General features: G+C 38.4%; 20 protein-coding genes. 18 read left to right on the forward strand and 2 right to left on the reverse strand.

Annotation, left to right across the window (positions count from 1 at the left end; translation table 11 throughout):
• Positions 1–14 precede the first annotated feature (14 nt).
• The 14 genes from ligA to ACTWQM_RS13825 all read left to right on the forward strand — a co-directional run bounded on the left by ligA (position 15) and on the right by ACTWQM_RS13825 (position 19,555).
• Positions 15–2,018 carry an NAD-dependent DNA ligase LigA gene (gene ligA, locus ACTWQM_RS13760; RefSeq protein WP_443258734.1) on the forward strand — a complete coding sequence of 668 codons (2,004 nt, stop codon included), beginning with the start codon at positions 15–17 and terminating at the stop codon, positions 2,016–2,018.
• A gap of 14 nt (positions 2,019–2,032) precedes the next feature.
• Positions 2,033–3,253: a CamS family sex pheromone protein gene (locus ACTWQM_RS13765; protein WP_443258735.1), complete on the forward strand. Its 1,221-nt coding sequence runs from the start codon at positions 2,033–2,035 to the stop codon at positions 3,251–3,253.
• A 127-nt stretch (positions 3,254–3,380) separates the two neighbouring features.
• The gene (gene pruA / locus ACTWQM_RS13770) at positions 3,381–4,928 is read left to right on the forward strand and encodes an L-glutamate gamma-semialdehyde dehydrogenase (protein WP_443258736.1); all 1,548 of its coding nucleotides are present in this window, start codon (positions 3,381–3,383) and stop codon (positions 4,926–4,928) included.
• A gap of 234 nt (positions 4,929–5,162) precedes the next feature.
• Entirely contained in the window at positions 5,163–6,428 is a 1,266-nt protein-coding gene (locus ACTWQM_RS13775; protein ID WP_443258737.1) for a helix-turn-helix domain-containing protein, read from the forward strand.
• A gap of 14 nt (positions 6,429–6,442) precedes the next feature.
• Positions 6,443–6,580, forward strand: a complete 138-nt coding sequence (locus tag ACTWQM_RS13780) for a hypothetical protein (protein ID WP_443258738.1) — start codon at positions 6,443–6,445, stop codon at positions 6,578–6,580.
• Between the two features lie 607 nt (positions 6,581–7,187).
• Positions 7,188–8,717: a sodium/proline symporter PutP gene (gene putP / locus ACTWQM_RS13785; protein ID WP_443258739.1), complete on the forward strand. Its 1,530-nt coding sequence runs from the start codon at positions 7,188–7,190 to the stop codon at positions 8,715–8,717.
• Positions 8,718–8,870: 153 nt separating this feature from the next.
• The gene (gene gatC / locus ACTWQM_RS13790) at positions 8,871–9,161 is read left to right on the forward strand and encodes an Asp-tRNA(Asn)/Glu-tRNA(Gln) amidotransferase subunit GatC (RefSeq protein WP_375052526.1); all 291 of its coding nucleotides are present in this window, start codon (positions 8,871–8,873) and stop codon (positions 9,159–9,161) included.
• A gap of 12 nt (positions 9,162–9,173) precedes the next feature.
• Entirely contained in the window at positions 9,174–10,640 is a 1,467-nt protein-coding gene (gene gatA, locus ACTWQM_RS13795; RefSeq protein WP_443258740.1) for an Asp-tRNA(Asn)/Glu-tRNA(Gln) amidotransferase subunit GatA, read from the forward strand.
• Entirely contained in the window at positions 10,640–12,070 is a 1,431-nt protein-coding gene (gene gatB / locus ACTWQM_RS13800; protein ID WP_443258741.1) for an Asp-tRNA(Asn)/Glu-tRNA(Gln) amidotransferase subunit GatB, read from the forward strand. The genes gatA and gatB overlap by 1 nt, the downstream gene beginning before the upstream one ends.
• Positions 12,071–12,237: 167 nt before the next feature.
• Positions 12,238–13,164, forward strand: a complete 927-nt coding sequence (locus ACTWQM_RS13805) for a diacylglycerol kinase (RefSeq protein WP_443258742.1) — start codon at positions 12,238–12,240, stop codon at positions 13,162–13,164.
• A gap of 97 nt (positions 13,165–13,261) precedes the next feature.
• Positions 13,262–14,635, forward strand: coding sequence for a 23S rRNA (uracil(1939)-C(5))-methyltransferase RlmD (gene rlmD / locus ACTWQM_RS13810; RefSeq protein ID WP_443258743.1), 1,374 nt, complete (start codon positions 13,262–13,264; stop codon positions 14,633–14,635).
• A gap of 406 nt (positions 14,636–15,041) precedes the next feature.
• Entirely contained in the window at positions 15,042–16,022 is a 981-nt protein-coding gene (locus ACTWQM_RS13815; RefSeq protein WP_443258744.1) for a tRNA dihydrouridine synthase, read from the forward strand.
• A 284-nt stretch (positions 16,023–16,306) separates the two neighbouring features.
• Positions 16,307–16,906, forward strand: coding sequence for a hypothetical protein (locus ACTWQM_RS13820; RefSeq protein ID WP_443258745.1), 600 nt, complete (start codon positions 16,307–16,309; stop codon positions 16,904–16,906).
• Positions 16,907–18,850: 1,944 nt separating this feature from the next.
• Positions 18,851–19,555 (forward strand): hypothetical protein, encoded by a 705-nt coding sequence (locus ACTWQM_RS13825; protein ID WP_443258746.1) that lies wholly within the window; start codon positions 18,851–18,853, stop codon positions 19,553–19,555.
• Positions 19,556–19,566: 11 nt separating this feature from the next.
• On the opposite strand, the gene ACTWQM_RS13830 is transcribed toward ACTWQM_RS13825, so the two are convergent.
• Positions 19,567–20,073, reverse strand: a complete 507-nt coding sequence (locus ACTWQM_RS13830) for a hypothetical protein (RefSeq protein WP_443258747.1) — start codon at positions 20,071–20,073, stop codon at positions 19,567–19,569.
• A gap of 98 nt (positions 20,074–20,171) precedes the next feature.
• On the opposite strand from ACTWQM_RS13830, the gene ACTWQM_RS13835 reads away from it, so the two are divergent.
• On the forward strand, positions 20,172–20,765 hold the full coding sequence (locus ACTWQM_RS13835; RefSeq protein WP_443258748.1) for a vWA domain-containing protein: 594 nt from the start codon (positions 20,172–20,174) through the stop codon (positions 20,763–20,765).
• Positions 20,766–20,928: 163 nt separating this feature from the next.
• Here ACTWQM_RS13835 and ACTWQM_RS13840 read toward each other — a convergent pair whose 3' ends face one another.
• Positions 20,929–21,024, reverse strand: coding sequence for a DUF5370 family protein (locus ACTWQM_RS13840; protein ID WP_443258873.1), 96 nt, complete (start codon positions 21,022–21,024; stop codon positions 20,929–20,931).
• A gap of 226 nt (positions 21,025–21,250) precedes the next feature.
• On the opposite strand from ACTWQM_RS13840, the gene ACTWQM_RS13845 reads away from it, so the two are divergent.
• Genes ACTWQM_RS13845 through ACTWQM_RS13855 form a run of 3 tightly spaced genes read left to right on the forward strand, consistent with a single transcriptional unit; the run spans position 21,251 to position 25,389 of the window.
• The gene (locus ACTWQM_RS13845; RefSeq protein ID WP_443258749.1) at positions 21,251–22,267 is read left to right on the forward strand and encodes an NAD-dependent epimerase/dehydratase family protein; all 1,017 of its coding nucleotides are present in this window, start codon (positions 21,251–21,253) and stop codon (positions 22,265–22,267) included.
• Positions 22,268–23,332 (forward strand): dihydrodipicolinate synthase family protein, encoded by a 1,065-nt coding sequence (locus ACTWQM_RS13850; RefSeq protein ID WP_443258750.1) that lies wholly within the window; start codon positions 22,268–22,270, stop codon positions 23,330–23,332. It begins immediately after the preceding gene.
• Positions 23,333–23,352: 20 nt separating this feature from the next.
• Complete coding sequence (locus ACTWQM_RS13855; protein WP_443258751.1) at positions 23,353–25,389, forward strand: alginate lyase family protein; 2,037 nt, start codon at positions 23,353–23,355, stop codon at positions 25,387–25,389.
• Positions 25,390–25,422 lie beyond the last annotated feature (33 nt).

Consider the following 25,422-nt stretch of genomic DNA (forward strand, 5'->3'; position numbering starts at 1 on the left):
GAGGTGCTTGGGCAATGGATAAACCACAAGCACAACAGAGAATTAATGAGCTGACAGAAGTACTGCATCAATATAATCATGAATACCATGTACTTGATAATCCAAGTGTTCCTGATGCAGAATATGACCAAAAAATGCAGGAGCTGCGTAACTTAGAGGAAGAATTTCCTGAACTAACGTCACCTGAATCACCTTCACAGCGTGTTGGCGGTGAACCGTTGGATGCTTTTCAAAAGGTACAGCATAATGTGCCAATGCTGAGCCTGGGTAATGCCTTTAATGCGACTGATCTGCGTGATTTCGCCCGACGTGCCAGTCAAGTAACGGATGAAGCTATAGCATATGTTTGTGAGCTTAAAATAGATGGTCTTGCCATTTCATTATTATATGAAGATGGCAGGTTTGTTCGTGGTGCTACTCGCGGTGATGGAACAATTGGTGAGGATATTACAAGTAACCTTAAAACAATAGGCAGTATCCCGCTTAAGATTAAAGAAAAAGAAACAATCGAAGTACGTGGCGAAGCATTTATGCCACATAAATCATTCATTGCATTAAATAACGAACGCGAAGAAAAAGAAGAGGAACCATTTGCCAACCCAAGGAATGCTGCAGCAGGTTCACTGCGGCAACTTGACCCAAAGATTGCAGCAAAAAGGAATCTGGATATATTTTTATATGGTGTCGGAGAGTGGGATGCAGGTACATTGGAATCCCATAGTGAACGGCTTGATTACTTAAAGAAGCTTGGATTTAAAACAAATCCGGAATGGAAAAAGTGCGAAACCATCGATGAAGTTATTGAATATGTAGAGCATTGGGAAAATGAGCGGCCAACTTTAAATTATGAAATTGATGGTATCGTGATAAAAGTTGATAATCTGACACAGCAAGAGGAACTTGGGTTTACAGCAAAAAGTCCACGCTGGGCAATTGCATATAAATTTCCTGCAGAAGAGGTAGTAACGACCCTTCATGAGATTGAATTAAGTGTTGGACGCACCGGTGTGATCACTCCTACAGCAATATTGGAACCAGTTAAAGTAGCTGGAACAACCGTGAAGCGGGCATCTTTACATAACGAAGACCTTATTCGTGAAAAAGATGTCCGACTAGGTGACAAGGTTGTTATTAAAAAAGCAGGCGATATTATTCCGGAAGTTATTCGTGCTGTAACAGATAATCGAACAGGTCATGAACAGGAATTCTTTATGCCTGATGAATGTCCAGCATGTGGCAGCGAACTTGTACGGTTGGAAGAAGAAGTTGCATTACGCTGTATTAATCCTAACTGCCCTGCACAGTTAAAAGAAGGGCTAATTCACTTCGTCTCCCGAAATGCGATGAACATAGATGGCCTTGGGGAAAAGGTAATCATTCAACTATTTCAGGAAGAATTGATCCAGACGATAGCTGATCTTTACCGTTTGGAGCGGGCTGACCTGCTGGAATTGGAACGGATGGGCGAGAAATCAGTTGATAATTTATTAAAAGCAATTGAGGCATCCAAGGCTAATTCACTGGAACGTTTGCTTTTTGGCCTCGGAATTCGTTTCGTTGGTTCAAAAGCAGCAAAAACACTTGCAGCCCATTTTGAAACGATGGAAGCCTTACAACAGGCAACGTTTGATGATATCATTGAAATTAATGAAATGGGCGAAGTGATGGCTGACTCGATTGTCCGTTATTTTGCCGAGGAAGAAGTCAATGATCTCCTTCGTGAATTAAATACGCTGGGCGTAAATATGAAATACACAGGACCGAAAAAACAGGATATCGTTGAGGATACACCTTTTTCTGGGAAAACGGTGGTCCTTACGGGGAAAATGAAACTATTCACACGATCAGATGCAAAAAGTGCTATTGAACAACTTGGCGGGTCTGTCACTGGTAGTGTAAGTAAAAAAACAGACATTGTTATAGCAGGGGAAGATGCCGGATCGAAATTAGAAAAAGCACAAAAGCTCGATATCTCGGTCTGGAACGAACAACAACTTAAAGATGTCTTAGATGGTTAAGGGAGTGGAACGTTGTGAAAAAAATTATTGTTTGGTTGTTAGGCGCACTATTGTTCTTAACGAGCTGTAGCCCAAGCATCAATGATGATGAGGTTGTCAAACAAGAGGATGAACCAGAACAAAATACATCAATCGTCTCAAGCAACCAATTCTCTAAAGAGGATTACCGAACAATACTTCCATATCGACCAAGCGCATCCCGTGGAGTTATCGTCAACCAAATGGGTAACAGGTTGGATATAGATGAAATGGAACATGGTTTAAGACGACTTTCTAAAGAATATTATGACCCGGAAAAGTACTTTTTTGAAGAAGGTCAGTATTTAGAAAAGGATATGATGTACAACTGGCTTGAGCGAGAAATGACAGAACAACAGTTAGCGGCCACAATTAAAAACTACAAAGAAAGTTTTCCGAATGCACCTAAGAGTAAGATCGAAGAAATCAGACATGAGAATACTTTGGCACTTAACCCAACAATTAAAGATGACGAATCAGTAAAACAACAAAAAGACAATCCAAAATATCTAACCCATATTCTGGAGCAGAACTTTCTGAAAAAAAATGAAGATAATTCTGTTGAACTAGTAGGGATGTCCATTGGAATAGCAATGAAATCGGAGTATACATTTCAAACAAAACCTGGCGGGCCCAGTTATCGTCATGAAATCCCAAAATCAACGATGCTTAAAAAAGGAAAAAAGATTGCACAAACTGTTCTTGAGAGAATCCGCAAAATGGAGGGCCTAAGTGAAATCCCTATTCTTATCACCTTGTACAGAGAAGAAGATCAAGGATCACCTGTACCTGGGAGCTTTGTTGCAAAGACAGGCGTAAAAGGTAGTGACATGTCGATAGGGGAATGGGAAACAGTAAATGAAGAAAATATCCTTTTCCCTTCAGATGAAGGTAAAGAAAAATATTATGATCAGCAACAATTAGTACAAGACTTTGGCAGTAGGATAGAAGAATACTTTCCGAACTATGTTGGTGTTATCGGTGAAGGTTTCTACATTAATGAAGAACTGAAGAAATTAACACTGGAAATTCCACTTGAGTTTTACGGAAAAGGTGAAGTTATTGGCTTTACACAGTATACGTATCAGTTAATTACAGAAATGTTTTCGAACTATTATGATCTTGAGGTCAAAATAAAGTCAAACAGTAAAATGGAAAGCATTATATATCGGAGTGCAGGAGCAGAAAAACCAAAAGTTCACATTTTCGATAAATAGACTAGATTCATTGAAGTGTTTGGGTGATTCGGTTAAAATAAGGGATGGGAATGCTCCATCCCTTATTTTATATAAATTGTGAAAACGTAATCATGGAGTGAATGCAGAATCTTAAGGAGGTTTTTTCATGGTAGTACCGTACAAGCATGAACCTTTTACAGACTTTACCGTAGAAGAAAATAGAAGTGCAATGCTTGAAGCACTTAAAAAGGTTGAAGCTGATCTTGGTAAAGAATACCCACTCATTATTGGTGGGGAACGCATTACAACTGATGATAAGATTAAATCGGTTAATCCTGCAAAAAAAGATGAAGTTGTGGGCTATGTCTCAAAAGCTAATCAGGAATTAGCTGAACAGGCAATGAAAGTTGCTGATACAACATTTGAAACGTGGAGAAAGTCAGATCCAAAATTTCGTGCGGATATTCTTTTTCGTTCGGCAGCAATTGTTAGACGACGTAAGCATGAATTTACTGCACACTTAGTAAAAGAGGGCGGAAAGCCATGGAAAGAAGCGGATGCTGATACGGCAGAAGCAATTGATTTCATGGAATATTACGGCCGTCAAATGCTTAAATTTAAAGATGGTGTTGAAATTAATAGTCGCCCAATCGAGTATAACCAATATAATTATATCCCATTAGGCGTTGGTGTGGTTATTTCACCATGGAATTTCCTTTTCGCAATTATGGCAGGTACAACTGTAGCTTCAATGGTTTCAGGTAACACTGTATTACTTAAACCAGCTAGCACAACCCCTGTCATTGCATATAAATTGATGGAAGTACTTGAAGAAGCTGGGATGCCTGCAGGTGTAATCAACTATATTCCTGGACCGGGAAGTGAAGTTGGTGACTATCTTGTAGATCATCCACGAACACGTTTCATAAGCTTCACTGGCTCTCGTGATGTCGGTACCCGTATTTTTGAACGTGCTGCAAAAGTACAGCCAGGACAAAAATGGCTTAAGCGTACCATCATCGAAATGGGTGGTAAGGATACAATCGTTGTCGATAATGAAGCAGATCTTGAACTCGCTGCACAATCGATAGTTCAATCAGCATTTGGCTTCTCAGGCCAAAAATGTTCAGCATGTTCACGTGCTGTAATACATGAAGATGTATATGATCAGGTGAAAGATCGCGTAGCAGCATTAACAAAAGAAAAGTCTGTTGGTGATCCACATGATAACTCACATTTTATGGGGCCAGTTATTGACCAGGGTGCATATGATAAAATTATGAGTTATGTTGAGATTGGTAAAAAAGAAGGTAAACTCCTTGCTGGTGGAGATGGTGATGATAGCAAGGGCTGGTTCGTAAATCCAACTGTATTTGCTGATCTTGACCCAGATGCACGTATTATGCAGGAGGAAATCTTTGGACCTGTTGTTGGATTAACAAAAGCAAAAGATTTCGATCATGCAATCGAGATTGCCAATAACACTGAATACGGTCTGACTGGTGCGGTAATCACCAACAACCGTGTTCACCAGGAGAAGGCACGTGAAGACTTCCATGTCGGAAATCTTTACTTCAACCGTGGCTGTACAGCTGCAATTGTTGGTTATCAGCCATTTGGCGGCTTCAACATGTCAGGTACAGACTCAAAAGCAGGTGGTCCGGACTACCTAATTCATCATATGCAAGGTAAAACAACATCAGAAATGTTCTAAGTAATTAGACTTACAAATTTCGACAAGGCCCTTTTTTGCGCTTAAATGTGCAAAAAAGGGCTTTTTATATCAAACTTTCCTCATTTCAGGAAAGTTAGCAAGTTTTTTAGGTGTTTATCGCTATATAAACCCCTCAACTTTCCCAATATGAATTATTTGAAAATATGTTATTATAGAAATATAGAAACGTTAAATAATATTTGTTTAAAATCAGCTAGTGAGGTGGGTATAAAGATGGAAATAGGTCCATATATCAAATTACACCGCATTAAACAGGAAATGACTCAAGCAGAGCTAGCTGAGGGAATTGTCTCTTTTGCATATTTATCAAAAATAGAGAACCAAAAAACAGAGGCAAGCTCAAATGTTATTAGCCTCTTGTGTACCCGGCTTGGCATTCAGCTCAACAATGAAACAGACGAGACAATTAGGGAAAAGTGCCAGCAGTGGTATGAAATGCTATTTGAGGTTAACGACAAAGAGGAGATTATCAAAACATATAAAGAATTAAATAGTTTAATGTATGAACACCATTCAGACAGTCTAATAATGTTTGAGATTCACAAAATAAGGTATTTTCTAATCCTAGGCGAATATGAAAAAGCATTAACCCAGATTAATCGACTTGCTGATATGTCTGGAACCTTTGATAGTTTGCATCAGTTCTACTGGTATAAGTTTAAAGGGAACTACAGTACTGCTAAAACTGAATTTAACCAGGCAATGCGAATGTATAAGATTGCAGAAGAAAAATTGAATCAGCTTGAATTATCAGAAGAAAAAATTGCAGATCTACAATATACAATTGCCGTTACACACAGTAAGTTACATAACACACTTGAGGCAATTGAGTACTCTGATAAAGCTATTGATATCTTTCGAAAACAGTATAATTTTATCCGCTGTGCCCAATGCCATATTCTACTGGGTATCTCATACCGGAGAATTAGAATGTACGATAAATCGATAAAGAACCATAATTTAGCAAAACACTTGGGTGAGCTGAGTAAGAACAGGCAAATCATTCAGCTGACAAATCAGAATCTAGGTTATTTACACTCAACAAAGGGTGATAGAAAGCAGGCAATTCATTACTATGTAGAAGTACTAAACGACCCTGAAGTTGAACTAAATGCTAGATTGACCGCAGTTACATCATTAATTAAGGAATATTATTCGATTTATGACTTTGATAAAACAAAAGAAATGGTTGATAGAGGGATTGAAATGTTAGATAACATAAAGAATAAAGAAGCATTCAGAATTCATTACTATGTTATTAATTCCTACAACTATGTTATCAACCAGGATAATGAGAATTTTGAAATGCTAGTAATTAATGAGTTTATTCCGTATTTACAAAAGCATAAAGATTTTGCTAATTTAGTTGATTACGCAAAGATGCTTGGCAGGCATTTTGAGAAGTTAAATAAGTATAAGGATTCTGTTAAATATTATAAATTAGCAAATGTCACCTATGAAGAATTGATTAATCTGTAAAGGAGGGGAGATAAATGAAAAAAGTAATTGCTACATTATCACTAGGTACACTTCTAGTAGCAGGCTTCCTATTCGCACAAGAGCCAGCAGAATTAGCATCAGACCTAGAGCCAAGTGTATTTTCAATCAGCCATGACTCAAGTCTCTTGTAAATTTTTGAAGAATTGCAAGTAATTTTTTTACCCTATTACTATATGATGAACTTGCCTGGAATAGTGTGGAAGCTATTTCAGGCCTTTTTTTGTTGAAAGAATTTGAACATATTTGCATAAGACAAGGAATATCATTAGAAAAACAAGACATCAACAGAATAACGCAAACATCAACAGAAAGGCGAAAGATAACAAAAAATCATCTCCTCATTCTAATAAATTCCGCATTATATAATCCCAACATATTCCAATTTATCCCTTTTTGCGTAATAAAATATAAAAATTGTAATCTGAAATCAGTAATTTTTTCATATTTTAAAATGCTCTATAAGTCCTATAGTAGCAATGCATGGAAAAGATAACACAATTATCTAAAGGTTTAGAATTAACCTAGCACTGTTGTAAAAAATATAATGGTGTGAAAGTATTATATTTGTGCTATTATTGAAATGTAGCATAATTAAAAAAATTCAGAAAGGGGAGTGCGCCAATGGATGAAATGGAATATGCTATTTCGGGTGCATCATGGCTTTGGTTATTTATACCTATGCCAATTTTAATTTTACTATCAATTATTACATTATTTACAGAAGGGGGGAAAAAGTAGATGGGTCTCGAAACACTGATTACGTTTATTGTTTATTTAATAGGTATGCTAGTTATTGGTATTGTAATGTACCGTATGACAAACGATTTATCTGACTATGTACTAGGCGGGCGTTCACTTGGACCTGGTGTCGCAGCATTAAGTGCGGGTGCCTCGGATATGAGTGGTTGGCTACTGCTTGGTTTGCCGGGTGCTGTTTATGCATCAGGAATGGGATCAGCGTGGATTGCAGTCGGGTTGGCGATTGGTGCTTACTTAAACTGGCAATTTGTGGCGAAACGTCTTCGAATTTATACAGAGGTTTCCAATGACTCTATTACAGTTCCAGACTTCTTAGAGAATCGCTTTAAAGACAAGTCTCACGTACTACGCGTTATCTCTGCTTTAGTCATTTTATTATTCTTCACTTTTTATACTTCATCAGGAATGGTGGCCGGAGCGAAACTATTTGAAGCATCATTTGGTTTATCTTATAACTCAGCTTTATGGATAGGTACACTAGTAGTTGTTTCATATACATTATTAGGTGGTTTCCTAGCTGTTACTTGGACTGACTTTATTCAAGGTATCTTGATGTTCTTAGCACTAATTCTGGTTCCGATTGTTGCCCTTAATGAAATGGGCGGCTGGAACGCTGCAGTAAATGCTGTAGGACAAATCAACCCTGACCATCTAACAATGGTTCAAGGTGTTGGTATAATGGCAATTATATCTTCGTTAGCTTGGGGACTTGGTTATTTTGGTCAACCACATATACTCGTCCGTTTTATGGCATTGCGTTCACATAAGGATGTTCCAAAAGCACGCTTTATCGGAACGACATGGATGATTCTTGGGCTTTATGGCGCAATATTTACAGGTTTTGTCGGATTGGCATTTATTCATACACAAGACGTTGGCGTTTTATCCCAATTTGGGATTAGTGTAATTACTGAAAATGGATTCCAAATGCTTGAGGATCCAGAGAAAATCTTTATTGCATTTTCTCAGATTTTATTCAACCCAATTATTGCGGGTATCTTATTAGCTGCGATACTTTCAGCTATTATGAGTACAATTGACTCGCAGCTGTTAGTATCATCATCTGCTGTTGCAGAAGATGTTTACAGAGCTCTTTTCCGTCGTGACGCTTCTGACAAAGAACTTGTATGGATTGGCAGATTTGCTACGCTTGGAATTGCTCTAATTGCAGCATTGATTGCTATGAACCCAGACAGTTCTGTACTCGAGCTTGTAAGTTATGCATGGGCTGGATTTGGTGCAGCATTCGGACCAACTGTCATCCTAGCACTATTCTGGAAAAGATTTACTCGAAACGGTGCATTAGCAGGTATTATTGTTGGTGCTGTTACAGTAGTTATTTGGGGTGAATTCCTAACAGCTGAAATGGCTGATATCTTTGGTCTTTATGAAATCGTTCCTGGTTTCATACTCAACTTAATTGTTGCAGTATTAATTAGTAAAGCAGGAAAGCCTTCACCAGAAATTGAAGCTGATTTTGATAAAGCTGAAGCAACACTAAACGAATAATTAATCTGTCAAAAGCCACTTTCCTCCTTAATGAGGGAAGTGGTTTTTCTGTTTAGTTGATTACACAAGGCTTTTTCTGCTATTATCAATAGTGTCTTTTAAAAAATTAAATCGATTAAATAATAAAAACTACCTTTTATGGAGGTGTCATTTATGGCAGATATTTCAAAGGATCAAGTAAAGCATGTTGCCCACTTAGCAAGACTTGCAGTTACAGAAGATGAGGCAGATCTGTTTACGGACCAGCTCAGCTCAATCATAGATTATGCTGAACAATTAAATGAACTGGATACAGAAGGTGTGGAGCCTACGACGCATGTTATGGATTTGAAAAATGTTCTTCGTAAGGACGAGCCTAAAGAATGGATATCAAAAGAGGATGCATTAAAGAATGCTCCTGATAAGCAGAATGGTTACTTTCGTGTACCATCGATTTTGGAGTAGGGAGGGAACAGCATGTCGTTATTTGACCATAGCATAAAAGAATTAGAAACAATGCTACATAATAAAGAAATTTCAGTAGAAGATCTGGTTGACACGTCGTATGATCGTATTAATGAGGTCGATGATCAGGTACAGGCCTTTTTGACATTGGACGAAGAGCATGCACGCAGTCAGGCAAAGCAATTGGATGCTGCCCCGGATGAAGCAGCACGTTTATTTGGTATCCCAAGTGGTATCAAGGATAATATTGTAACCAAAGGATTGCGTACCACTTGTGGAAGTCAATTTTTGAAAAACTTTGATGACCCGCTATACAATGCAAATGTTGTTGAAAAGCTGAATAACGAAAAGGCTGTAACAATCGGTAAGCTGAATATGGATGAATTTGCGATGGGTTCATCAAATGAAAATTCGAGTTACATGCCAACTCGTAACCCCTGGAACACTGAGCATGTTCCAGGTGGTTCAAGTGGTGGATCGGCAGCATCTGTAGCTGCAGGAGAAGTGTTGTTCTCTTTAGGTTCTGACACAGGTGGTTCAATCCGTCAGCCTGCCGCATTTTGTGGGGTTGTTGGATTAAAGCCAACATATGGAAGAGTATCTAGGTTCGGATTGGTGGCGTTTGCATCGTCTCTTGACCAAATCGGCCCAATTACACGAAACGTTGAAGATAATGCACGCGTACTGGAAGTTATTTCAGGACATGACAAGATGGATTCGACCAGTGCTGATATCGATGTTCCTGAATACACTGAGGCACTTACCGGCGATGTGAAGGGTCTCAAAATTGCTGTGCCAAAAGAATACCTTGCTGAAGGTGTCGAGCCTGAGGTGAAGGAATCTGTCATGAACGCATTGAAAGTATATGAATCCTTAGGTGCTGAGTGGGAAGAAGTATCATTACCACATTCTAAATATGCAGTTGCAACCTATTACTTAATAGCATCATCAGAAGCATCCGCAAACCTTGCACGCTTCGATGGTGTTCGATACGGTGTACGCTCGGAGAATGCTGATAATATGATTGATATGTTCAAATACTCCCGTAGTGAGGGTTTTGGAGAAGAAGTGAAACGCCGTATAATGCTTGGAACATTTGCATTAAGCTCAGGCTACTATGATGCATACTATAAAAAAGCACAAAAAGTCCGTACATTAATCAAAAATGATTTTGATAAAATTTTTGAAGACTATGATGTTGTTATTGGACCAACTACGCCAACACCTGCTTTTAAAATTGGTGAAAAAGTCGACGATCCATTAACAATGTACGCAAATGATATTCTTACTATACCAGTAAACCTTGCTGGTGTTCCCGGAATTTCTGTACCTTGTGGGTTCTCGGAAAAAGGACTTCCATTTGGCCTACAAATTATTGGAAAGCATTTTGATGAAAGTACCGTTTATCGTGCAGCACATGCATATGAACAAGCAACAGACCATCACACAAAACAACCTCAACTTGGAGGTGCAAAATAATGAATTTCGAAACGATTATCGGCCTAGAAGTACACGTTGAATTAAAAACAGATTCCAAAATTTTCAGTCCAAGTCCAAATGCATTTGGTGCAGAGCCTAATTCAAATGTTAATCCAATTGATCTTGGGTATCCAGGTGTTCTTCCGGTTTTAAATGAAGAAGTGGTGAATTTTGCTATGAAGGCTGCACTTGCACTTAATTGTGAAATTGCAACAGATACAAAATTTGACCGCAAGAACTATTTTTATCCGGACAATCCAAAAGCATATCAGATTTCCCAGTTTGATAAGCCAATCGGTGAAAACGGCTGGATCGAAATTGAAGTAAATGGGGAAAAGAAACGCATTGGTATTACCCGTCTTCATATTGAAGAGGATGCAGGTAAACTAAATCACCAGGATGACGGCTACTCATTGGTGGACTTTAATCGCCAAGGCACCCCATTAGTAGAGATTGTGTCTGAGCCAGATATGCAATCACCAGAAGAGGCGTATGCATACTTGGAAAAATTGAAAAACATTATTCAATATACCGGTGTTTCCGACTGTAAAATGGAAGAAGGATCACTTAGGTGTGATGCCAATTTATCGATCCGTCCAATAGGGCAGGAGGAATTCGGTACAAAATCAGAATTGAAAAACCTGAACTCCTTTAACTTTGTACAAAAAGGACTGGAATTTGAAGAAAAACGTCAGGAGAAGGTTCTCTTAGCTGGTGGTGAAATTTTACAGGAAACACGTCGTTATGATGAGAAATCAAAAGAAACCGTCTTAATGCGTGTTAAAGAAGGTTCGGATGATTATCGTTATTTTCCAGAGCCAGATCTTGTACCACTATATATTGATGTAGCTTGGAAAGAACGGATTCGAAAGGAGATTCCCGAGCTTCCAGGCGCGCGTAAAAAGCGCTATATAGATGAGCTTGGATTACCGGAATACGATGCTGAAGTGCTGACCAATTCCAAGGAAATGTCCGATTTCTTTCAGGTAACAGTGGATCATAATGCAGATGTTAAACAAGCATCAAATTGGCTGATGGGCGAAGTGTCGGGATATATGAATAAACACGCAAAAGAATTAAATGAACTTGCCTTAACACCAGAATCGTTAGCTAAAATGATTGAACTCATAGAAGATGGAACGATTTCCTCTAAAATCGCCAAGAAAGTTTTCGCTGAATTAGTTGAAAATGGTGGCGACCCGGAAAAGATTGTAAAAGAGAAAGGTCTTGTACAAATTTCCGATGAAGGTCAGTTAACCGAGATCATCACGAAAATTCTCGATGAAAATGAACAGTCAATTATCGACTACAAGAGCGGTAAAGAACGTGCGAAGGGCTTCCTTGTCGGACAGGTAATGAAGGCTACTAAAGGACAGGCAAATCCGCCTATGGTCAACAAGATTCTAGCAGCCGAATTGGATAAAAGATAATACGATTTGCATATAGACTACTGTCAAATGGGTGACAGTAGTCTATAATATTTCGTTAAACCCCTTTTCAAAATGGCTAAAAAGGGCTATGATAAATGTTGATGTATTTTAAAAATGTACTCATAAATATAGATTAGTTTTGGAACAGCAGGGGGGAGGGATCCACAATGAAGACAGCCCGGATCATTTATAATCCAACATCAGGTCGTGAAGCATTTAAAAAGGAATTAGCGCCAGTATTAGAACGCTTTGAAGTTGCTGGCTATGAAACATCCACACACGCTACAACTAGTGAGGGTGATGCTATAAATGCAGCAAGAACTGCCATAGAACGAGGCTATGACTTAATTGTAGCTGCAGGCGGTGACGGTACCATAAATGAAGTCATAAATGGAATGGCAGAACAGGAATACCGCCCAAAGCTTGGAATTATTCCGATGGGGACGACAAATGACTTTGCCAGGGCATTGTGTATCCCTCGTGATATCAAAAAAGCAGTTGACGTTATCTTGAACGATCAATCCATGCTGCTGGACATTGGACGTGTAAACGATCAATACTTCATGAATATTGCAGGTGGCGGTAAGCTTACTGAATTAACCTATGAGGTTCCAAGCAAATTAAAAACGATGCTCGGTCAGATGGCCTATTATATGAAGGGAATCGAGATGCTTCCTTCTTTGAAGCCGATACGGGCAAAAATAGAATATGATGGAAATGTTATTGACGAAGAAATTATGCTTTTTCTAATTTCCAACTCCAATTCGGTTGCTGGCTTCGAAAAGCTCGCCCCAGATGCCAAGCTTGATGATGGCTATTTTGACTTGCTGATTTTAAAAAAGGCGAACTTGGCGGAGTTTATTCGGATAGCCAGCCTGGCACTGCGCGGTGCACACCTTGAGGACAGCCATGTAATTTACGTGAAGGCAAAAGAAGTAAAAGTCGATACGGATGAAAAAATGCAGTTAAATATAGACGGTGAATTTGGCGGAATGCTGCCAGGGGAATTTAAGAATCTCCAACAGCATATTGAGTTTTTTGTACCGGATAAATTTGTAGAATCACAGACTGAGCAAAAAAGGTTAGACCCTTGATGTCCTATGAAGACGTCAAGGGTTTTATAATGTAAAAGTTCAATCAGGATATGATAAGATAATAACCACAGACAAGAACGTAAAGGAAGAGGTACCAATGGCTAAACAAAATGCTCCAGTGGAAAAGAATGAAACAATTACACTTAACTTCGAGGATCTCACCCATGAAGGGAATGGTGTCGGAAAAATTAATGGCTATCCATTGTTTGTTCCGCAGGCCCTACCAGGAGAAGAAGGGAAAGTAAAAGTTGTTAAGGCAAATAAAAATTTTGGTTTTGGAAAATTACTTGAACTGACAAAAGAGAGTCCAGAACGGATCGAACCTGTCTGCCATGTCCATTGTAATGGCTGCGGTCTCCAGCATATGAGCTATTCGCTGCAGCTTGAGATGAAACACAATCAAGTGAAAAATACGATGAAAAAAATTGCGCATCTTGAACATGTCCCAGTAAAACCAATTATCGGCATGGATGATCCATTACACTATCGGAACAAAGTTCAAATTCCAGTTGGCGAAAAAAACGGTGAACTCATAACTGGATTTTACCAAAAACGCAGTCACCATATCATCGAAAACACGGAAACATGTGTGACGCATAACGAAGTGATAAATGACGTTGTGAAGACTGTAAGAGACATTGCAAATAGACTTGGCATCCAAGCTTATAACGAGCAAGAGCATAAAGGAGCTCTTCGCCATATCATGGTCCGTACAGGTGAGGAAACGAAGGATATTATGGTCGTACTTGTAACGCGGACGGATAAGTTACCACATCAGGATGAGTTGGTGGAGGAGCTTACCAGTGAGTTTCCTCATATAAAATCTGTCGTTCATAATGTTAATCATAAAAGGACCAATGTCATCATGGGGGATAAATCAAAAGTAATCTGGGGCGATGAATATATTCACGATAAAATTGGTGAAATCACATTTGCCATCTCAGCAAAATCATTTTACCAAGTAAACCCATCTCAAACCAAGAAACTCTATGATATGGCACTGGAATATGCTGATATTGGAACGAAGGATACTGTGATCGATGCTTATTGCGGTATCGGAACCATCTCGTTATTTATGGCCCAAAAAGCGAGAAAGGTATATGGTGTCGAAGTTGTGCCAGAAGCAATCAGCGATGCCAAAAAGAATGCTAAGCTTAACGGAATTACCAACGCAGAATTCTACGTTGGTGAAGCAGAAAAAGTCATGCCATGGTGGAAAATGCAAGGGTTAAACCCGGATGTTATCGTAGTGGACCCACCACGAAAAGGCTGTGATGAAGAGCTTCTTAAAGCAATGACTGAAATGAAACCAAAGCGAATTGTGTATGTATCCTGTAACCCATCAACATTAGCGCGGGATTTACGTGTGCTGGAGGATAGAGGATATGCAACACAAGAGGTACAGCCAGTTGATATGTTTCCACAGACAGGGCATGTGGAGTGTGTGACAGTGCTGGAACAGAGAATATAAACATTTGGCTGTAAAAATTAATAATTGCTAGCCCGATCCCAATTTCGTAGTAATATTTATATGCGAATTCGGGTCTTTTTGTGGCCAGACCATTATTATATCAGTATTTTATTTAATTTCCTTTTCTTGCTATTTTATAAACGATAATTTTTTTAATCAAGAAAAGTGTTAAAATAGGGATTTGGAAAACTCTATTTTATCTCCAAAGGAAGAATTAAGCTGGAGATCCGGGAGAGTTTATTTCGGTGTACAGCGAATGTCTAGTTGAAATTAACACTTCAAATCGGTTTGATATAAAGTGCTTAAGCATGATATAAGTATAAAAGAACAAGAACTTTTTTGCTTTTATAATTTAAGATTAGGGGTTTGACCTAGTATTCTATAGTGAGAGGATTTGAATTAAGATATGGTAGATAACTTTTGGCGTGATTTACCACGACCGTTTTTTATATTGGCACCAATGGAAGATGTAACGGATGTTGTTTTTCGCCATGTAGTAAGCGAGGCAGCCAGACCTGATGTGTTTTTTACAGAGTTTACAAATACAGATAGTTATTGTCACCCTGAGGGGATCCAGAGTGTGCGTGGGCGTTTGACTTTTACAGAGGATGAACAACCCATTGTAGCCCATATATGGGGAGATAAGCCTGAATATTTTCGGCAAATGAGTATTGGTATGGCGGAACAAGGATTTAAGGGTTTAGATATCAATATGGGATGCCCTGTGCATAATGTGGCACAGAAAGGGAAGGGATGTGGCCTGATCCGTCGTCCAGAAGTTGCTGCAGATATCATACAAGCAGCAAAAGCGGGTGGATTGCCCGTAAGTGTGAAGACAAGACTTGGATACACTGATGTAGACGAATGGCGCGACTGGCTAACAAACATATTGAAACAAGACATTGTTAATCTCTCTATTCATCTGCGTACAAAAAAGGAAATGAGTAATGTTGATGCACATTGGGAACTAATCCCGGAGATTAAGAAACTTCGTGACGAGGTGGCACCGGATACACTTTTGACGATTAATGGGGATATTCCTGACCGTCAAACAGGCTTGAAGCTTGCTCATCAATACGATGTCGATGGGGTAATGATTGGGCGTGGTATTTTTAAAAATCCATTTGCTTTTGAGAAACAGCCAAAAGACCATAGTAGTGAGGAATTACTCGACCTCTTAAGGTTGCATCTGGATTTTCATGATAAATATTCAAAATTAGAACCACGGCAGATCAAGCCTCTTCGTCGATTTTTCAAGGTATATGTCCGTGGGATTCCAGGGGCTGGTGAGTTAAGAAACCAATTAATGAGTACAGAGTCAACAGATGAAGTGCGTGCATTGCTCGATAACTTTGAACGAAAGAATGCTGAGACGACGGGAACTTAAGAGTGATAAAAAACTCACTGTAGGATTAGTACTATAATGAGCCTATAGGAAGCTTATGGAAATGGACTCGAATCTTAGAATGGTTAGTATATGGAACGTATTTTAACGAAAGGGTTATCAAAAGCGGTGGAGTATTAAAAAGTAAAAAAATCATTTTTAAATACAGGCTGAAAAACATTGAAACTTGGTGTCAGGGGATATATCCTTTTCAAAACAATATTCTGGGACGATGAACTCGTCCCTCTTGTCCTTATAGTTCATTTCATAGTAAAGAGGTGATTTGATTGAAGTTATTTATTGATATATTACTTTTAATTGTTATTGGGTACTATAGCTACAAATTTATTCAAGTCATGATAAAAATGAGGCAAGATATTATTTTACCTACAACCAATGAAGAGATTACGTCCATTAGAAAATACCCTCAAAAAGTAGTGAATTTCCCGATATATTCTAAACAAAAGATAGGAATCATTGTTTACTCTCTTAATCTCGTGTTTGTGATCGTCATGTTTTTCTTAGGATTGTTTTTAAATGGGGTTAATTGGTCTTTCTATCCATTGATGACCATCCTTCTTATTTATTCATATAGTTTTCTAAATTTATTTGCGGTAATTGGTGACGGTGTACTTTGTGGAAGTCGCTTTGTTGCTTGGAAAAAAGTAAAGTCGTTTCAATTTATCCCTATTGATTTGAACCATAGATACTATGGTGCCTCAAAAGAGGTTAATGATAAGTATGAATTGAGGATTAAGACAAAATTCCGGTTTATAAACTGTATTGTTACCACAGGTGAAATGAAAGAGAAGCTGAACATGATTTTAAGTGAACATATGGCAGTTAATGAAGAAGAGTCGGCATTAAAAATTCAAAGTGAAAAATAAATGGATAGAAAATTCAAATAATTGTTGCGGAGCAGAAATAATAACTGGGTATTGGGACGATGAGCCAAATTGTTAATTCGTCCCTTGTGGGTTTTAAAAGGCAATACACCCAGTGATTTATCTCCAGTAGAACATGAGCATTTACAGCCTGAACCCTCCGTAAGTGACAAGGAGTCAAATGTAATCCCGATAAGAGAGAATATCAAAGTTGGTCGTAATGAGCCATGTATATGTGGAAGTGGCTAAAAAATGCTGTGGAAAATAGAAGGGACATGTGGGAAGGGGATATCACATTCAAAAACAACAATTTGGAACGGTGAACCTTTCTCTCCTGTCCCTCCGTATTGCTTATAGCGGCATGCGATACGGAAGAGTCTATCCTGTGTAAAGCTTGAGTGCCAGGCGGACAGACTCTTGGAACAATAAGATTGATTTCTAAAATTCCTCAAGAAATGTGTTAGTTAACTTTTTCATATGTATCGTATCGCCGGGCGATATGATACAAAAGCTCTTCGAAAACCTCGTTGTTTGATAGATAAGGGAATCCGATATATAACACGATGGGTACACTCGAAACTAACCATCTGGGACGATGAACCTGTCCCTCTTGTCCCACGTCGTATCGCATATAGCGGCACGCGATATGGATGAGTTTATCCCATTAAACCCTAGGTGCGTGAAGATCTGGACTCCTGGACAAAGTTAAATTGTTTCCATATTTCCTATAAAAAACGTACTGATTGACTCCTTTAATGTGTTTCGTATCGCTGCCCGATATGAACACAAACTCTTCAAAAAAACTCATAGTTTAATAAATAAGGGAATCCAATATATAATATAGTAGATATATTCACTCGAAAGCAACCAATTTGGGACGATGAACCTGTCCCTCATGTCCCACGTCGCATCGCATATAGCGGCACGCGATATGGATGAGTTTATCCCATGTAAACCCTAGGTGCGTGAAGATCTGGACTCCTGGACAAAGTAAATTGTTACCAAATTTCCTATAAAAACATACTGATTGACTCAATTTATGTATGTCGTATCGCCGCCCGATATGAACACAAACTCTTCAAAACTCTCATTATTTGATAGATAAAGGAATCCGATAAATAACACGATGGATACACTCGAAACTAACCATCTGGGACGATGAACCTGTCCCTCTTGTCCCACGTCGCATCGCATATAGCGGCACGCGATATGGATGAGTTTATCCCATGTAAACCCCAGGTGCGGGAAGATCTGGACTCCTGGACAAAGTTAAATTGTTACCAAATTTCCTATAAAAACATACTGATTGACTTTTTTTAATGTGTTTCGTATCGCTGCCCGATATGAACACAAACACTTCAAAACTCTCATTATTTGATAGATAAGGGAATCCGATATATAACACGGTAGATACACCCGGAACTAACCATCTGGGACGATGAACCTGTCCCTCTTGTCCCTTCATATCGTTAGGCGATATACTTGCAAATTTTTCGAAAAACCTTCATATTTAATAGATATGGAGATTCGGTATAATACATGATGTATTCGATAGTATAAGTGGTAATTATCTTCCAAAAGAGTAGTAGTTATATTCCTTATTTGCTAGAAATCTTGGTTGAATCAAAGGGCGATATATGATATATAGGGAGTTCAATATCTTCGTATCGCTTATAGCGATACGCGATATGGACATGAAAAATATGAGTCGGAGTGGCTGATAAACTCATTCAAGATCAGGGTTAGTCTATATTAGCAATAAGAAAGTATAAATACTTTCTTATTGAATAAGTGCAACAAAGGCTTTCGCCAAAGGTATGGCGATAAGCCAAGTTTTCAAATATTCTTCAAAGTATTAACCTGCCGTGTATGTGCTTCGTATCGCCAGGCGATATACCTTGTAATTTTATCGAAAAATTTCATATTCTACTAGAGAGGAGATCCGATATGCGACATGATATACAGCCTAATGAACGATCATTCACCACGAAGGAAGTAGCAGATGAATTGGAAATCGCAACACCTACTGTTAGAAAGTATGGCCAAGTTTTAGAACGAAATGGATATGAGTTTTTCAAAGATGGTGACCGGCGTATTTTCGTTCGTTCTGACATCGAATCACTTATAGCGATACGCGATACGGACAAGCCCTTAGGTGAGATAGCTACATACCTTGTAAATCAACAAAAATTAAGATTAGATGGATTCAATAAAACAGAGATAACGATACCTGATTCACCTGGTAGTTCACCCCAAGATCTCGATCAGTTAAAAGAGTCTTTAATGTTTTTAGCCAATGAATTAGCGGCTACACGTGAAATGAATGTCCAGCTGACAAATGATATGTCTCAACTTAAAACTACTGTTTCCCAGCTCCAGCAAGATCATCATGTTATAAGTTCTGGTATCGGAAACTCAGCACAAAGAACTGCAAGAATTGAGAAATTAACTGAACAACAGAATAACCACTATGAGACATTGTTGCAACAGGAGAAAGAAAAAACCGAATTCTTACAAAAGGAAATACAAAATATGCGGGATGAACAGAAAAAAGAATGGCGATCACAAAATGATTTTAATAAACGTTTAGAAGAATCGATGAAAAAACCTATAGGAACTTTGGGTAAGTTCTTGTCCATGTTTCGTAAATAAGGTGCCTCTCCTTATGAATGCAATCCTGTTAATGGTTTTAAACTAAAATAGTCTAACGCCTGATTTACATCGTGGATATTGTATACCTTTTTCTCAAGACAGAACTGAATAACCAGATCGTAGGTGTCGCTTTCGGACAATGAGTACCCGGCAGAGCTTAATAGCTTGTCGGTTTCTTTTTTATTCAGTTCAAGTGCTAAAGCAAAGGCTATAACGGTGTTTTTTCCTACCTGATAGTCTGGATTGGATCGTATTTTTGAAAAATGTCTGCGATCAATTCCGGCTTTTTTATAGACATCAGCGTCACTAGTATTTTTTTCATCAATTAAGTTAAACAATACCTCTTTGAGTGTAGGCTTACGGTTATCTTCAATAAAGTCTTCTAATTCAATAAGTTCTATTTCTTTATGAATACTGTAGTCAACTTTCTCAGAGGATTCACAAACATCAACTGGAATTATATCTATATAATTCTCTACATACTTCTGCATTTGCAGAAAAAACTTTTCATCAAGCACATTGTCCACCTCCCAAATATGTCGCTTGTTAGGCGACCAAAACATGGATATTCTCAGTTAATATTATAACAGATTAAAAATTTGAGGAGATGATAATTATGAGTAGAAATGTAACAGAAATTATTTTCCTGTTGGATAGAAGTGGGTCAATGGCGGGGCTTGAAAGTGATACTATTGGTGGGTTTAATGCTTTTACTGGTAAGCAGTGTCAACTTGAGGGCGAAACGATTCTCACTTCAGTCTTATTTGATGACAAGTATGAAGTGTTATGGAATGGCGTTGATGCCAACAGCATAAGGCTAACGGAGAACGAGTATTATGTAAGAGGGACGACAGCGTTATTGGATGCAGTGGGAAAGACTATTTTAGATGTGGGTTACAGGTTATCGAGAACCCGTGAAGAGCAGCATCCGGACAATGTTATAGTAGTTATTACAACAGATGGTATGGAAAATGCAAGCCGTGAGTTTTCCTATAAAAAAGTAAAAGAACTGATAAAACACCAGCAGGATAAATACAAATGGGAATTTATTTTTATGGGTGCGAATATTGATGCTGCAAAAGAAGCAAATAATATTGGAATTGTTGAACAAAACGCATATAACTTTGAAGCTTCCGAAAAGGGTGTTGAGAGAATGTATGATATCGCTTCTGAGATGGTTTCAGAGAACAGAAGGAAAAAACAGTACTGATTTTATTTTGGGACAGTCAGCATTCTAATCTTCAAAAAAGAGTTCAAAGGATTGGACTCTTTCTTTAAGGTAATTGAATATAATATAAGAAAACAACAAATTAAACTAAAGAAATTAGACTCCTAGTTGTTTACAATATTCATCAACTATCCCTTCAAATTGATTAATCAGGATACTTTTCAGAAAAAGAAAATCTAACTTCCTCAATAAAATTACCTTCACAATAAACGTGAATAACCCCTGTTTTGCTCAATAACACTGTATTCTGGTTCAAACCTATACCACTAGTTCTATAGTACCCATCTACAAAGACAACTTGTTGTTATATTTTCACATATCCTAAAATCTAATACTTTTTAAAAACAGCCTTATTAAGATGCTTTTACTAAAAAGGACGTATAAAAGTCGTTGTTTTTCTTAATCCAGTTCTCTAATATTTATTTTAAGATAATGCAAAATTCTTAATAAATAGAGGAGTGGATTAAATGGACACGATAGAGGAACTTGAATTAAGAATGTGTGAACCATCTGCCCGTTTAATAGATGACTTATCAGAATTAGATGGTGATATCTTGATATTAGGCGTTGGAGGGAAGATGGGGCCTACTTTAGCAAGGCTCGCTAAAAATGCCGTGAACCAAGGAAACCTGAATAAGAGAGTAATTGGTGTATCAAGATTTTCTAAAGGTACTTTAAAGGAGGAACTTGAACAGTTTGGTGTCGAAACCATATCTGCAGACTTAATGGATGAAAGGCAGCTAAAAGCATTGCCAGATGTGAAAAATGTTATTTATATGGCTGGGAAAAAATTCGGAACGATGGGTAACGAACATCTAACATGGGCGATGAATGCCTATCTCCCAGGCAGGGTCGCCGAGAGATTTTCAGATGCTAATATTGTTATATTTTCATCCGGGAATATCTATCCATTTGTCGATATAACAAAGGGTGGCTGCACGGAAGAAACCCCAACGAACCCAATTGGCGAGTATGCTCAGTCTTGTTTAGGCAGAGAACGTGTATTCACTCACTTTGCAAAAAAAAATGATACACCTATTCTTTTATACAGGCTAAATTACGCTATTGATATGCGGTATGGTGTATTACTGGAAATTGCCAAGCAAGTATATCAGGATAACCCGGTAGATCTGACAACTGGTCATGTAAATGTGATCTGGCAAGGTGATGCAAATGAATTTGCCATCCGGTCATTACTTCACTGCAGTACTGATCCTGCTATTTTAAATATTACTGGGCCGGAAACTGCTTCTATTCGGTTTATTGCTGAAGAGTTTGGCAGACATTTTAAAAAGGCCGTTACATTTAAAAATGAGGAAGCACCAAACGCTCTCCTTAATAATGCTGGAAAAGCACACAAGTTATTCGGATACCCAAGTGTTCCATTGCAACAAATGATTGAATGGACGGCAACATGGCTGGAGAATGACGGTGAAGTTATTGAAAAACCAACACACTTCCAGGAAAGACAAGGAGCGTTTTAAATGGTACAACAAGCTATTAAAAATCTGCTTTTTCAAGGAACTGTTATACCCGCACATCCCCTTGCATTAACAGAAGATAAACTGCTGGACGAACAAAGACAACGTGCATTAACCAATTATTATATGGATGCAGGTGCTGGCGGAGTGGCTGTTGGAGTCCATACGACACAATTTGAAATCCGGGATCCGCAGTTTAACCTTTTTGAAAAGGTTCTAAAACTTGCAGCTGACGAAGTAAATAAACGAGATTTAAATCGTCCTTTTATTAAAATCGCCGGAATCTGCGGATCAACTGATCAAGCAATTGGTGAGGCGAAAATCGCAACGAATTTAGGATATGACTTCGGATTACTGAGTTTTGGTGGACTTAACCACTTATCAGAGGAAGAACTGCTGGAGCATTCCAGACAAGTTGCTGAAGTAATACCTATTTTCGGATTTTACCTGCAGCCAGCGGTAGGCGGAAGAACATTGAGCTTCGAATTTTGGAAAGAGTTTGCTGAAATACCAAATGTTCATGCGATTAAGATGGCACCCTTTGATCGCTATAAAACGCTTGATGTTGTCAGAGCAGTTTGCCATTCCAGCAGAAGTGACGAGATTGCGCTTTATACCGGGAATGACGACAATATAGTTATTGATTTATTAACGACTTATGAGGTAGAAGTTAATGGTAAAACAATCAAAAAAGATATTGTTGGTGGACTGTTAGGACATTGGGCCGTTTGGACGGAAAAGGCCGTAGAACAATTCAATCAGATTAAGCAAACACGTCGGGAAAATGGTGATGTTACGAAGTTTTTCCCATTATCCAATCAGGTTACCGACGCAAATGCTGCCTTCTTTGATGCTGCAAATAGTTTCAAAGGATGTATTGCCGGCATCAACGAAGTATTAGCACGACAAGGCTTATTAAGAGGAAACTGGTGCTTACTTGATAAAGAACAACTTAGCCCAGGACAATCGGAAGCGATTGATCGCATCTATCAAGAGTATCCTCACCTGCATGATAATGATTTTGTGAATAACAATCTAAATAAGTGGCTTCCATTTATAAGAAAATAAAATAATTTAGGAGGAAAGACGTGTATAAAAATAAAGATAAAATAAAGTTTTTCTACTCCCAAAAAGATAGCAGGGTAATAACTGAGTATTGCCGGAATCAATGGAAGGACGAAGTTAAAGAAGTAATTGAAAGAGCGAATATGGCTTGTGAAAATACATTTATTTTTACTCACCGATGGGACATGGAAAGATGTGAGACACCAATTACTTTTGAGAAGGACATTGATTGGACATATCGTTATCAGGATGATTTTGAATGGACAGTTAACCTGAACCGAGCAAGATTCATGTCTGAATTAGGTCAAGCCTATTGGTTGACTGGTGACGAAAAATTTGTTGAAAACTATATTCGTTTGATGAAGAATTGGCTAAGCCAGAATCCTTTGTCAGAGGAGGAAGTCAACCAAAGTAAAGTTAGGCAGTATAATGTTAAGGACACCTGGAGGAAACTAGATAGCGGTATCCGGATCACTAACTGGATCAAGGGATATTATTGTGTATGTGAGTCTAGCCTATGGGGGGAAAATGAAGAGTCCCGTTTTATAGAAGCTGTAAGGCTGCACGGCATGTATTTAAACATCGCATACACGCCACATGATAAACAAAGTAATTGGGGGTTTTTGGCGACCAATGGACTGTTTCAAATCGCCTTATTGTTCCCCCAGCTAGAGGAATCTTCTGGATGGCTGGATTTAGCACTGGAACGCTTAGAGATTATGTGCAGGCTTCAAGTCTTTGGAGATGGAATGCACAACGAACAAAGTCCCATGTACCATCATGAAGTGCTTCACTGCTTATTCGAACCTGTACTTCTTGCGGAAATCAACCAACTCCCAATTTCACAGATTTTAAAAGATACATTAAATAAAATGTTTACTGCTTCTCTAAAGTTCATCAAACCTAATGGCCGCCAACCCATGCTCAGTGACAGTGATCATACGGACATCAGGGATGTTTTGAGCAGGGGAGCGGTCCTTTATAAGCGTGGGGACTTAAAGCATCAAGGATACAAGATGTTGGATTATGAAGGTATATGGTACTACGGACGTCAGGGTATAGAAATATATGATGGAATTGAAAGTGAAGATCCGGACTACTGCTCAGCACAACTGGAACAAGCCGGTTATTCAATTATGCGTAGCGATTGGTCGAAGAAGAGCCAATACTTACTTTTTGACGGGGGCCACATGGATATTATTCGTGCGCATGGCCATGATGACTTTCTTCATTTTGATTTACATGCCCATGGAAGTGACTTGCTTGTGGATACAGGCCGATACACATACATGGAAAATGATGAAAGACGTTATTTTAAAGAATCATTTCAACATAATACTACCAGTGTGGATGACCAGAGTATTTCTTGTTATCAGAATTCTTGGAGCTGGAATAAAGTCGCTCAACCAACCAATCAATACTGGAAAAGCCATCCATTGTTTGATTACGTGCAAGCAGGTCATACAGGCTATTGTCGCTTAGAAGATCCCGTCCAGGTGCTTCGGCAAATTTTCTACGTAAAGCCTCATTATTGGATCTTAGTAGATACTTTTCGTTCTCGTTATGACCATGAATTTAAGCAGCATTTTCACTTTGATGAAAATCTAAATTTTGATATTGATCAGGACCATTCTTCTATTAAGGCAAAAGGAATTAACGGGGTTAATTTAAACATGATATCTTTGGAATCCATTGGCCTGACAAGAGAGGAGTGCTGGATTTCTAGGAATTATAATGAAAAGAAAAAATCAAGCAAACTTATTACCAATCAGCAAGGTAGAGGTTTGACAAAGTTTGTTACTGCGCTGGTTCCATATCGGGAAGGAATGAACAATGATTTTTCCATAGAAAAAGTTGAGGTATTTGACACTAACTCTCAAAAGCTTTCTGACGAAGAAGTGACAGCGATTGAGATAAACAGAAAAGAAGAATCAGAAGTTATTCTTTTTTCTCATCAAGGTCCATTCAGTTATCAATTTTCAGGAACACATATGACAGGAGAAGTATTATTTATTAAACGCGAGAAAGGAAAAGAACGATCCTGGGTTGTAAAAGTATAAGGCGCATTTCTACATTTAAAAAATCACCAGTGC

The organism is Virgibacillus sp. L01, assembly GCF_052246775.1.
In the GTDB taxonomy this organism is placed as follows: domain Bacteria; phylum Bacillota; class Bacilli; order Bacillales; family Amphibacillaceae; genus Lentibacillus.